Source organism: Pseudomonas monachiensis (genome assembly GCF_047345015.1).
GTDB lineage: Bacteria > Pseudomonadota > Gammaproteobacteria > Pseudomonadales > Pseudomonadaceae > Aquipseudomonas > Aquipseudomonas monachiensis.
In genome coordinates this window covers 4854820-4866884 of the sequence record NZ_CP178857.1, presented here as the reverse complement: position 1 = coordinate 4866884, position 12065 = coordinate 4854820, and the positions used below count along the sequence as shown (strand labels likewise).

Below are 12065 nucleotides of genomic sequence, written 5' to 3'. Positions count from 1 at the left end.
CTCAGGCTTCGGCTTGGGCTTTGATAAGACGGTCGTAGGCGTCCTGATCCAGCAGTTGGGCGACTGCCGAGGCGTCGCTTGGCTGGAAGCGGAAGAACCAGCCTTCGCCCAGCGGATCTTCGTTGACCAGTTCAGGGCTGCTGTCCAGCGCCGGGTTCACTTCCAGCACTTCGCCGTCCAGCGGCATGTACACGCCGCTGGCAGCCTTTACCGATTCCACGGTGGCGGCTTCGGCGCCTTTGTCGTAGGACTGCAGCTCAGGCAGTTGAACGAAAACCACGTCGCCCAGGGCGTTCTGTGCGAAAGCGGTGATGCCGACCGTGACGCTGCCGTCAGCTTCGGTGCGCAGCCATTCGTGATCTTCAGTAAAACGCAACTCGCTCATGGAAACTCCTAAGGGGCCAGACTCGTCTGGTGGACGCGATTGAATGCTTGGGCAATGCCCGGTTTATGTGGGAGTACATAGCAAGAACGCGGCCAACGTTATTTTTATTGTTATTGATCAATGATTTAGGTGGTTTCGACAAAGGCTGAAAATCAATCGTTGTAGCGAAATCGATACGGCATATGTCAATGATAAAAGCCGAGGTGGATCAAAGCCTTGCACAGCCGTGATCGGAGAGGGGTGTAGCGATATCGTTCCGCTGTAGCGCTTTCAGTACAGGTGGAGGTCGTTTTTAAACAGGTGAAGAAGTTTTCGAAGTGACAATCCGTTCCGTAGGAGCTGCCGCAGGCTGCGATCTTGTCGCAGGCACCATAAGATCAAAGTCAAAAGATCGCAGCCTGCGGCAGCTCCTACACAGGTTGGTGTACACAGCCCACCATCTGTCGACGCAAGGCTTCAAGCCTTGTTGGGAATCCCGTACTTGCGCAACCGGTGGGCAATCGCCGTGTGGGAGGTTTGCAGGCGGGTCGCAAGTTGTCGGGTCGAGGGATAGCTGGCGTAGAGCTTTTCCAGCAGGGTTTTCTCGAACTCGTCCATGGCCTGTTCCAGGCTGTCGACGTCATGGTCGCCCTGGCGGGCCACCGAGGTGCCGGCGATGTCGAGGTCGCCGATGTCCACCAGGCTGCTTTCGCAAATCGCCGCGGCGCGGAAGATCACGTTCTGCAATTGCCGCACGTTGCCCGGCCAGCGGTTGCCCAGCAGCGCCGGGTAAGTGCCCGGCGCCAGGCGACAGGTCGGGCGCTGGATCTGCGCACAGGCCTGCTGCATGAAGTAGCGGGCCAGCAGCAGGATGTCCTGGCCGCGCTCGCGCAGGGGCGGCACTTCGACGTTGAGGACGTTGAGGCGGTAGAACAGGTCTTCGCGGAACAGCCCTTCGCTGACCATCTTCTCCAGGTCGCGGTGGGTGGCGCTGAGGATCCGTACGTTGACCTTGACCTCACGGTCGCCGCCGACCCGGCGAAAACTGCCGTCGTTGAGGAAACGCAGCAATTTGGCCTGCAAGTACAGCGACATCTCGCCGATCTCGTCGAGAAACACCGTGCCCTGGTTGGCCAGTTCCATCAGCCCCGGCTTACCACCCCGTTGTGCGCCGGTGAAGGCGCCGGGGGCGTAGCCAAACAGTTCACTTTCGGCGAGGTTCTCTGGCAATGCCGCGCAGTTCAACGCCAGAAAGGGGGAGCTGTGCCGGGCGCTGATGGCGTGGCAGGCGCGGGCCACCAGCTCCTTGCCGGTGCCGGTTTCGCCCTGGATCAGCAGCGGTGCATCGAGGGCCGCCACCCGCTGGGCGCGCGCCTTGAGGGTGCGGATCACCGGGGACTCGCCGAGCAAGGCATCGAAACCTTCGGCGTGGTCATGGTGCAGCGCGGAAAGGCGTTCGCCGATGCGGTTCGGTTGGTACAGGGTCAGCAGGGCGCCGGCGTCGGTGATCGGCGTGGCGTCGAGCAACAGGGTCTGGCCGTTGACGGTAATTTCCCGCAGCGGCAGGCGAAAGCCGTGTTCGAGCAGGGCGTCGAGCAACGCCGGGTCGGCAAACAGGTCGCCCACGCTTTCACCGTCCGGTTCGCGACCGTACAGGGCGATCAGGGCCGGGTTGGCCAACAGCACCTTGCCGTCGCTGTCCAGTGCCAGCACCGGGTCGGTCATGGCTGCCAGCAAGGCGTCGAGTTGCAAGTGCCGGCGCTGGCCGGGCAGGATGTCGACCACCGTCACCGCTTGCACGCCACGCACGCTGAACAGGGCATCGCGCAGTTCCTCGAGGACTTGCGGGCTCAGGGTCGGGGCGTCGATATAGACATTGGGCGGGACCATTTCCACCGCATCCAGGTTCAGATTGCGCCCGCCGAGCAGGGCCAGGACTTCCTGGGTGATACCGACGCGGTCGATGAAGCTGACGTGGATACGCATGGGGCGGTCTTGGGGTCTGCAGTGCGAAGGGTGGCAAGTATGCCTTGGAGGAGGGGGCAGGTGAAATGTCGATGGGGTATGGCTTGAAAAGATCGCAGCCTTCGGCAGCTCCTACGCCGAACGCATTCCCCTGTAGGAGCTGCCGAAGGCTGCGATCTTTTGATCTTCCAAACGTTATTCCAGGTGCTCGGGTTTGACCGGGTCGCCCGATTTCATGTTCAACTGCACCCGCACGTCTTCGAACATTGCGTCGTAATGTTTGTGGATCGAACCGATGTTGCTATGGGTTTTCGGGATGCCATGCTTCTCGGCAATCTTGGTGACGTTGCTGGCGAAGTTGTAGGCCATGTCCTTGGGCAGGAAGAACGTCTCGCTCATGTCCTTGCCCTGGATGTTGCCGTGCATCTTGAACTGCATCCCCTTGCCTTCCTTGGGATCCTGGGCGATTTCATAGTCGATGCAGATGTTGTAGCTGACGTCATCCTTGTTCAGCGCGTGTCGCTCGATGTGCAGGTGACCCGGCTCGAACGTTGCCATTGTTGACTCTCCTTCAAAAGATCTTGAATCAGGGCAAGCCTCAGGCCTGCCCCGCAGTTTCGTTTACTGATAGCTGATGCCCGGTGTCGCCGTACTGATGCGCGTGCCGGCCTTGCCCTGGACGATCGCTTCGATGTCCGCGAGCGAACCGATCACTGCGACTTTCCCAGTATGGCGTGCGAATTCGCAGGCTGCCTGCACCTTCGGTCCCATGGAGCCGGCGGCGAAGCCGAGTTTTTCCATTTCGTCGGGGTGGGCCTGGGCGATGGCTTTCTGCGTGGGTTTGCCAAAGTCGATGAAGGCGGCGTTGACGTCGGTGGCGATCACCAGCAGATCGGCTTCAAGCTGTTCGGCCAGCAGCGCCGAGCACAGGTCCTTGTCGATGACCGCTTCGACGCCCTCGAGTTTGCCGGGCGAGGTATACATGGTCGGAATGCCGCCACCGCCGGCGCAGATCACGATGCTGCTTTTTTCCAGCAGCCATTTGATCGGGCGGATTTCGAAGATGCGCTTCGGTTTCGGGCTGGCGACCACGCGACGGTATTTGTCGCCGTCCGGGGCAATGGCCCAGCCTTTCTCGGCGGCCAGTGCTTCGGCCTCATCCTTGGTATAGACAGGGCCGATGGGTTTGGTGGGGTTCTTGAAGGCCGGGTCATTGGCATCGACTTCGACTTGGGTCAGCAAGGTCGCGAAGGGCACTTCGAAGTCCAGCAGGTTGCCCAGTTCCTGTTCGATGATGTAGCCGATCATGCCTTCGGTTTCGGCACCGAGCACGTCCAGCGGGTAGGGCGAAACCGAGGTGTAGGCCGCCGCCTGCAGAGACAGCAGGCCGACCTGAGGGCCATTGCCGTGGGCGATGACCAATTGGTTGCCGGGATGGATCTTGGCGATCTGTTCGGTGGCGATCCGGATGTTGGCGCGCTGGTTGTCAGCGGTCATGGGTTCGCCCCGGCGGAGCAGGGCATTACCGCCCAGAGCAACGACGATACGCATGGTGCAGTCCTTCTAGAGTAGGAGCTGCCGAAGGCTGCGATCTTTTGATCTTGCTACTGATCTTCAAAGATCAAAAGATCGCAGCCTTCGGCAGCTCCTACGGGTCAGTGAGCGATCAAGAGGACATGATCAGCCGTTATAGATCCGCCAGCGTCGACACCAGAATCGCCTTGATGGTGTGCATGCGGTTTTCCGCTTGCTCGAAGGCGATGCAGGCCGGCGACTCGAACACGTCATCGGTCACTTCGATGCCGTTGTTCAGGAACGGGTACTGCTCGGCAATCTGCTTGCCGATCTTGGTGTCGCTGTTGTGGAACGCCGGCAGGCAGTGCATGAACTTGGTGCGCGGATTGCCGGTGGCTTTCATCAGTTCGGCGTTGACCTGATACGGCAGCAGTTGCTGGATGCGCTCGGCCCAGGCTTCGACCGGCTCGCCCATCGACACCCAGACGTCGGTGTGGATGAAGTCCACGCCCTTGACCGCGGCTTTTGGGTCTTCGGTGAGGGTGATGCGCGCGCCGCTTTCTTCGGCGTACTGTTTGCAGCGAGCCACCAGGTCGTCCGCCGGCCACAGGGCTTTTGGCGCGCAGATGCGCACGTCCATGCCGAGCTTGGCGCCGATCAGCAGCAGGGAGTTGCCCATGTTGTTGCGCGCGTCGCCCAGGTAGACGTAGCTGATCTCGTGGATCGGCTTGTCGGCGTGCTCGCGCATGGTCAGCACGTCGGCGATCATTTGTGTCGGGTGATACTCGTCGGTCAGGCCATTGAACACCGGTACGCCGGCGAACTTGGCCAGCTCCTCGACGATTTCCTGTTTGAAGCCACGGTACTCGATAGCGTCGTACATGCGCCCGAGTACGCGGGCGGTGTCCTTCATGCTTTCCTTGTGGCCGATCTGCGAGGAGTTCGGGTCGATGTAGGTGACGTTGGCGCCCTGGTCATAGGCTGCAACTTCGAACGCGCAGCGGGTGCGGGTCGAGGTTTTTTCGAAGATCAGCGCGATGTTGTTGCCCTTGAGATGCTGCTGTTCGGTACCGGTGTACTTGGCACGCTTGAGGTCGCGGGACAGGTCGAGCAGGTAGCGCAATTCGCGAGGAGTGTGGTGTTCCAGGCTCAGCAGATTGCGGTTATGGATATTGAACGCCATTTTGGATCTCCTAAGGTGTCGGTTATCCCCTTGGCCTGCGCATGCCCTTGGGTAGAGGGCAGCGCGGGCCAAGGTAATAGGTTAGTAGTCAATCGGGTCGCGGATGATCGGGCAGGTCATGCAATGGCCGCCGCCCCGTCCCCGGCCGAGTTCGCCGGCGCTGATGGTGATCACTTCCACACCGGCCTTGCGCATCAGGGTGTTGGTGTAGGTATTGCGGTCGTAGCCGATGACCACGCCCGGCTCCACGGCCACTACGTTGTTGCCGTCGTCCCATTGCTCGCGTTCGGCGGCGAAACTGTTGCCGCCGGTTTCCACCACGCGCAACGCCTTGAGGTTCAGGGCCTGGGCCACGGTGTCGAGGAAGTTGGTTTCTTCTCGGCGGATGTCGATGCCACCGGCCTTGCTTTCATCGGGACGCAGGGTGAAGGCGACAATCTGGTTCACCACTTCCGGGAAGATCGTGACGAGGTCGCGATCGCAGAAGCTGAACACGGTGTCCAGGTGCATCGCCGCGCGGGATTTCGGCAGGCCGGCAACGATCACTTTCTCGACCGCCTTGTTTTTGAACAGGTTCACCGCCAGTTGGGCAATGGCCTGGCGCGACGAACGCTCGCCCATGCCGATCAACACCACACCGTTGCCGATCGGCATCACGTCGCCACCCTCAAGGGTGGAGTTGCCGTGGTCTTTGTCCGGGTCGCCGTACCAGATCTGGAAGTCGGCGTTGGTGAACTCGGGGTGGAACTTGTAGATGGCGGTGGTCAGCAGGGTTTCCTGACGGCGCGCCGGCCAGTACATCGGGTTGAGGGTGACGCCGCCGTAGATCCAGCAGGTGGTATCGCGGGTGAACTGGGTGTTTGGCAGCGGCGGCAGGATGAAGCTGGAGTGGCCGAGGAAGTCGCGGAACATCTCGATGGCCTTGCCGCCGAAACTGGTGGGCAAATCGTCACCCGATACGCCGCCGATCAGGAACTCGGCGATGTGACGTGGCTCCAGGCTGCGCAGCCACGACGCGGTTTCGTTGATCAGGCCCAGGCCCACCGAGTTGGCGGTGATCTTGCGTTCCAGAATCCAGTCCAGGGCTTCGGGAATGGCGACGATGTCGGTCAGCAGGTTGTGCATTTCCAGTACATCGACGTTGCGTTCGCGCATCTTGGTAACGAAGTCGAAGTGGTCGCGCTTGGCCTGGGCCACCCACAGCACATCGTCGAACAGCAGTTCATCGCAGTTGTTCGGGGTCAGCCGCTGATGGGCCAGGCCTGGGGAGCAAACCATGACTTTGCGCAGTTTGCCGGCTTCGGAATGGACGCCGTACTTAACTTTTTCCGTGGTCATTACAGTGATCCTCCAGATGACAAAACAGGGTTGTGCTTCTAGAAACAGGAGTTAAAGGGTCAGGAAGCCGTCATAGAGGCCGTAGGCCGCCACCACGGCGCCGACGACCACCGCAGCGAAAATCAGCTTCTCGACGTTGGTGAAAACCGGTTTGTTGATTTCCAGCTTGGCCTTTGCAAAAAGGATCACGCCGGGGGCGTAGAGCAGGGCGGACAGCAACAGGTATTTGGTGCCGCCGGCGTACAGCAGCCAGATCGCGTAGATCAGGGCCACGGCACCGATGATGAGATCCTTCTGCCGCTCGCCCGCCGCGCCTTCGTAGCTTTCGCCACGCACCGCCAACAGCAACGCATAGGCCGCCGACCACAGGTACGGCACCAGGATCATCGAGGTGGCGAGGTAGATCAGCGACAGGTAAGTGCTGGCCGAGAACAGCGTGATGATCAGGAAAACCTGGACCATGGCGTTGGTCAGCCACAGGGCATTGACCGGTACGTGGTTGGCGTTTTCCTTGCGCAAAAACGCCGGCATGGTGTGGTCCTTGGCGGCGGCGAACATGATCTCCGCGCACAACAGCACCCACGACAGCAGCGCCCCCAGCAACGAGATGATCAAACCGACACTGATCAGCACCGCGCCCCAGTGACCGACCACGTGTTCCAGCACGGCGGCCATTGACGGGTTCTGCAGTTTGGCCAGTTCCGGCTGGGTCATGATCCCCAGCGACAGCACATTCACCAGGACCAAAAACAGCAGCACGGTGACGAAACCGATCACGGTGGCTTTACCCACGTCACTGCGTTTTTCCGCCCGGGCCGAAAAGATGCTCGCGCCTTCGATGCCGATGAACACCCACACGGTGACCAGCATCATCTTGCGCACCTGGTCCATCACGCTGCCCAGGTCCGGGTTCTTCAGGCCCCAGATGTCAGCGGTGAAGATGTCCAGTTTGAAGGCGAACAAGGCGATCAGCATGAACAGTAGCAGCGGCACGATCTTGGCGACGGTGGTCACCAGGTTGATGAACGCTGCTTCCTTTATTCCTCGCAGTACGAGGAAATGCACGGCCCAGAGCAGCACTGAGGCACCGATCACGGCAGCGGGGGTATTCCCCTCCCCAAATAGCGGAAAGAAATAGCCGAGCGTGCTGAACAACAAGACGAAGTAACCGACGTTGCCCAGCCAGGCACTGATCCAGTACCCCCAGGCGGACGAGAAGCCCATGTAGTCGCCGAAACCGGCCTTGGCGTAGGCGTAGACCCCGCCATCAAGATCGGGTTTGCGATTGGCCAGGGTCTGGAACACGAATGCCAGGGTGAGCATGCCAACGGCAGTGATCGCCCAACCGATCAGAATGGCGCCGACATCCGCGCTGGCGGCCATGTTTTGTGGCAGGGAAAAGATCCCGCCACCAATCATCGAACCCACGACTAACGCGACCAGCGCGCCGAGTTTGAGTTTTCCGGGAGCTTCAGACATTGCATGACTCCAATGCAGGAGAAGAGAAACAACAGACTAATTCCGTTGAATATCAAATCAGCTGACTTAGATCACAAAATGAGAGCTTTTCCAGTTTTTAGCGAAGTGCCATCATTTGCAGGGCGGCTGTCTGTAATGCTTGTTCTAGAGCCTTTTGTGGATTATTTAAGTACTTTTAGAATTTGTTTCGAATTATGACGCTAGTTGGTTTTTCAAAAATCGCAACTTTTCCTCGCGGGTTTTTTGTACAAAATTGATGTATTGGAAAAACCTATACAACAAATGATTATATCGGCGCCTCTAATAGCCGTTTTGTGCAAGTAAAAGACCTATGTTGGCGTTATCCAATAAACGTTATTACTCTTCAACAGTTTAATTGACGCCCGTTATGTGACGATCTCGCGGCAGTTGTCGCCCCTCAGAAAAATGGAGATGCAACGATGGCGCAATCACCGAACAAGCTTCGCCTGAGCGCCTTGATCGCGTTGGTGGTGGGTTCGATGATCGGTGGCGGGATTTTTTCCCTGCCGCAAAACATGGCGGCCAGGGCCGATGCCGGGGCGATCCTGATCGGTTGGGCAATCACCGCCGTTGGCATGCTGACCCTTGCGTTCGTGTTCCAGACCCTGGCCAATCGCAAGCCGGAACTGGACTCCGGGGTGTACGCCTATGCCAAGGCCGGGTTTGGCGACTACATGGGCTTTTCTTCGGCCTGGGGCTACTGGATCAGCGCCTGGCTGGGCAACGTCGGCTACTTCGTGCTGCTGTTCAGCACCCTCGGTTATTTCGTTCCGGTCTTTGGTGAAGGCAACACGCCGATCGCCATCGTCTGCGCTTCGGTGCTGCTCTGGACCGTGCATTTTGTGGTGATGCGCGGGATCAAGGAGGCGGCGTTCATCAACCAGGTGACCACGGTGGCGAAGATCGTGCCGCTGATCATGTTCATTGTGATCGCCGCCGTGGCGTTCAAGGCGGACATCTTTACCCTCGATATCTGGGGACGCAACAATCCGGAATTCGGCAGTGTGATGGATCAGGTTCGACACATGATGCTGGTCACCGTGTTCGTTTTCATCGGTATCGAGGGCGCCAGTGTCTATTCGGCCCGGGCAGAGAAACGCTCCGACGTGGGCCGCGCGACGGTGATCGGGTTCATTGGGGTATTGGCGCTGCTGGTGCTGGTGAACGTGCTGTCGCTGGGGATCATGACCCAGCCGCAACTGGCGAAACTGCAGAACCCCTCGCTGGCGGCGGTGCTTGAACATATCGTCGGCCCTTGGGGGGCGTTGCTGATCAGCGTCGGCCTGGCGATTTCGCTGTTGGGGGCCTTGTTGTCCTGGGCGCTGCTGTGCGCCGAAATCCTGTTCGCCACGGCGAAAGACAAGACCATGCCGGCATTCCTGACCAAGGAAAACGCCAACCGTGTGCCAGTCAATGCGATGTGGCTGACCAACTCGATGATCCAGTTGTTCCTGCTGATCACGCTGTTTTCCGCCAGCACCTACACCAGCCTGATTTATCTGGCGTCCTCGATGATTCTGGTGCCGTACCTGTGGTCGGCGGCCTATGCGGTGTTGTTGTGCGCACGGGGTGAAACCTACCAACAGGCACCCGCCGAACGGATCAAGGACCTGCTGATCGGTGGCATCGCCCTGGGCTACGCGGTGTGGCTGCTGTATGCCGGCGGCCTGAAGTATTTGCTGCTGTCGGCGTTGCTGTATGCGCCGGGTGTGATCCTGTTTGCCAAGGCTCGTAACGAGCAGGGCAAGCCGCTGTTCACGGTGGTCGAGAAAGGCATTTTCACCTGTGTCATCGGGGGGGCGGGGCTGGCGGCTTATGGGTTGTACAGCGGGGTGCTCAGCCTGTGAGGGTGTCGCTGGCGTACCAGCCGCCCTATGACTGGCCGGCGTTGCTGGGGTTCTTGTCGGCGCGGGCGATCGTGGGTCTGGAAAGGGTGGTCGAGGGTGTCTACGCGCGCAGCATCGACTTGCATGGCGTACACGGTACGTTTTCGATCCAGCCTGCCGCATCCGATGCGCTTGAGCTGACCCTGGATTTTCCGGATGCTGGTGCCGTACCCGAGATCGTTGCGCGAGTGCGGCGAATGTTCGACCTGGATGCCGACCTGTCCACGATTCACCGGCACCTGGCGGTTGATCCGCTGATGGCGCGGTTGATTGCCGAACGCCCGGGCCTGCGCGTACCGGGAGCGTGGGATGGGCTGGAACTGGCGATCCGCGCGGTACTGGGGCAGCAGATTACGGTGGTGGCGGCGATCCGGTTGGCGGGCAAACTGGTAGCGCGGTACGGCACACCGTTAAATTCAGCATTGCCGGGAGTGACCCATGTTTTTCCCCTGGCCAGGGTTTTGGCAGACGCAGATCTGGCGACGCTGGGCATGCCGAAAAGCCGAGGCCGGACCTTGTCGGGGGGGGCTCAGGCATTGCTCGATGATCCGCGATTGTTTGAGCCCGGCCGGGAAGGGGGCATAGCGCGGTTGCTGGCCTTGCACGGGATTGGTGACTGGACGGCGCAATACATTGCCTTGCGTCACTTGCGAGAGATGGACGGGTTTCCCAATGGTGATGTGGGGCTGATCAATGCGCTGGCGGCGCTCGAAGGCGGGCCGGTGACAGCGAAGCAGTTGTTGTTGCGGGCTGAAGGGTGGCGGCCTTATCGAGGGTATGCGGCGCAGGTGTTGTGGACTTCCTTGAGTCGGGTGGACTGAGCTGATCTGGTTTTTGTGTTGCTGTTTCTGGCGCCATCGTCGGAACGCCGCCCGGAGCAAGCTCGCTCCCACATTTGATCGCGATCGTCAGGAAAAATGCGGTCCCTGTGGGAGCGAGCTTGCTCGCGATGGCGATCTGACGGTCACCACCACTGCGCGCGATGTGAACCCAAATCAGTTGCTGGCAAAGTCCATTGCAACGGTGTCTCCGTCATCTTAAGCGGCACATGCAACCGATGCGCCGGTCCCCAGGGTGTTTGCTCAACCTGTATCCCCTGATCGTTTTGATCCTCTGCCCGCAACGGCTCATCGGACCCGGCCCCAGCCTCGATCAACAACCTCGCCGTACGCGCCAACGACAATCGCGCCGAACCCCCCGTACCGTCGTTCAACCGCTGCGCCAACAACCTGATCGCACTGGCCGCCATCAAGTACCCGGTGGCGTGATCGAGGGCTTGCACCGGCAGTGGCGTCGGCTTGTCCGCCTGCTTCCAGCGCATGCCCGCTTCGGCAATGCCACTGCTCATCTGCACCAGGCTGTCGAAGCCCCGTCGGTTTTGCCAAGGGCCGCTCCAGCCATAGGCGTTGAGGCAAACATCGATCAGGTCGGGGTTCAGTTGCCGGCGTTCATCCATGCCCAGACCAAGTCGCTCCAGCGCATCGGCGCGATAGCCGTGGAGCAGAATGTCGGCGTCCTTGAGCAGGCACTCGAATACAGCGCGATCGGAGCTGTCGTTCAGATCAAGACGCGCGCAACGTTTTCCCAAGGTGACCTCCGGTACCACCCCGGGCTCGTTCCAGGTCGGCGGATCGATGCGCAAGACATCGGCGCCCAGGCCTGCCAGAAAGCGGCTGGCGATGGGACCTGCCAGTACTCGGGTCAAGTCCAGCACCTTGATGCCGGCCAGCGGGCGAGCCACTGAACCAGTCCAGGGTTTGCGGCTCTGGATTGGATGGTTGGCGAACAGAACCAAGGGTTCGGCATTCACTGCCTGGCCTTGAGGATGGACCTGCCATTGTTCCCAGGTGCGCATTTCGGCAGCGCAACCACCGGCATCGACCACCGCCTGCTCCAGCTCGCTGTTCGCCCATCGGGCCACTTGGCTGGCCATCGCTGCGCGGTCGATACAGTGGCCGAGCACGCTTTCGGCAGCGGCGCGGTGATGGGGTGCGTTGGTGTGCAGGCGAATCCAGCCATCGCGGGTGGCGTAGTCACCGGCCACTGGGTCCCACAACGGCGGAACGCTCCAGCCAAGCGGACGAATCGAGGTTGCGAACCAGAATGATGCGAGGCGTCGGTCGACCTCAAGGTCGGGCAGGTGCCCGGTTTGCTGGTGCAGCAGTTCGCTGACGGCCTGGCCTGCGGCAGCGATGCCGGCGCAGGCCAGATCCGTGACGGCAAACGCCGAGGGCAGGGCGCCGCTGGACGTGAATGGAATCGGGGTGTGAGGCAAACCGAGTGCGGCTTGAATGGACGTGAGCAGATCAGTCAT

The 12065-nt window shown here is 60.3% G+C and carries 10 protein-coding genes; 2 read left to right on the top strand and 8 right to left on the bottom strand.

Annotation, left to right across the window (positions count from 1 at the left end; genetic code table 11):
- Nucleotide 1: 1 nt before the first annotated feature.
- The 7 genes from gcvH to arcD (ACMDB8_RS21720) form a co-directional block, all read right to left on the bottom strand.
- Entirely contained in the window at nucleotides 2–385 is a 384-nt protein-coding gene (gene gcvH / locus ACMDB8_RS21750) for a glycine cleavage system protein GcvH (RefSeq protein ID WP_008047373.1), read from the bottom strand.
- A 456-nt stretch (nucleotides 386–841) separates the two neighbouring features.
- Nucleotides 842–2350 (bottom strand): sigma-54-dependent transcriptional regulator, encoded by a 1509-nt coding sequence (locus tag ACMDB8_RS21745; RefSeq protein ID WP_409078378.1) that lies wholly within the window; start codon nucleotides 2348–2350, stop codon nucleotides 842–844.
- Between the two features lie 174 nt (nucleotides 2351–2524).
- Entirely contained in the window at nucleotides 2525–2887 is a 363-nt protein-coding gene (locus ACMDB8_RS21740; protein WP_056726002.1) for a DUF5064 family protein, read from the bottom strand.
- Nucleotides 2888–2950: 63 nt separating this feature from the next.
- Entirely contained in the window at nucleotides 2951–3880 is a 930-nt protein-coding gene (arcC, locus tag ACMDB8_RS21735) for a carbamate kinase (RefSeq protein ID WP_046042230.1), read from the bottom strand.
- Nucleotides 3881–4016: 136 nt separating this feature from the next.
- A complete protein-coding gene (locus ACMDB8_RS21730; RefSeq protein ID WP_056726000.1) occupies nucleotides 4017–5027 on the bottom strand; it encodes an ornithine carbamoyltransferase in 1011 nt (336 codons plus the stop codon).
- 81 nt (nucleotides 5028–5108) lie between these two features.
- A complete protein-coding gene (arcA, locus tag ACMDB8_RS21725; RefSeq protein ID WP_056725998.1) occupies nucleotides 5109–6365 on the bottom strand; it encodes an arginine deiminase in 1257 nt (418 codons plus the stop codon).
- A 51-nt stretch (nucleotides 6366–6416) separates the two neighbouring features.
- Nucleotides 6417–7844 (bottom strand): arginine-ornithine antiporter, encoded by a 1428-nt coding sequence (arcD, locus tag ACMDB8_RS21720; RefSeq protein WP_056725997.1) that lies wholly within the window; start codon nucleotides 7842–7844, stop codon nucleotides 6417–6419.
- A 440-nt stretch (nucleotides 7845–8284) separates the two neighbouring features.
- Here arcD (ACMDB8_RS21720) and arcD (ACMDB8_RS21715) point away from each other — a divergent pair, with 440 nt between their 5' ends.
- Nucleotides 8285–9712 carry an arginine-ornithine antiporter gene (arcD, locus tag ACMDB8_RS21715; RefSeq protein ID WP_056725995.1) on the top strand — a complete coding sequence of 476 codons (1428 nt, stop codon included), beginning with the start codon at nucleotides 8285–8287 and terminating at the stop codon, nucleotides 9710–9712.
- Nucleotides 9709–10572 carry a DNA-3-methyladenine glycosylase family protein gene (locus tag ACMDB8_RS21710; RefSeq protein WP_409078377.1) on the top strand — a complete coding sequence of 288 codons (864 nt, stop codon included), beginning with the start codon at nucleotides 9709–9711 and terminating at the stop codon, nucleotides 10570–10572. Before arcD (ACMDB8_RS21715) ends, ACMDB8_RS21710 begins: the two co-directional genes overlap by 4 nt.
- A 143-nt stretch (nucleotides 10573–10715) precedes the next feature.
- Here the strand turns inward: ACMDB8_RS21710 and ACMDB8_RS21705 are convergent, their stop codons facing one another.
- On the bottom strand, nucleotides 10716–12065 hold the full coding sequence (locus ACMDB8_RS21705) for a CoA transferase (RefSeq protein ID WP_409078376.1): 1350 nt from the start codon (nucleotides 12063–12065) through the stop codon (nucleotides 10716–10718).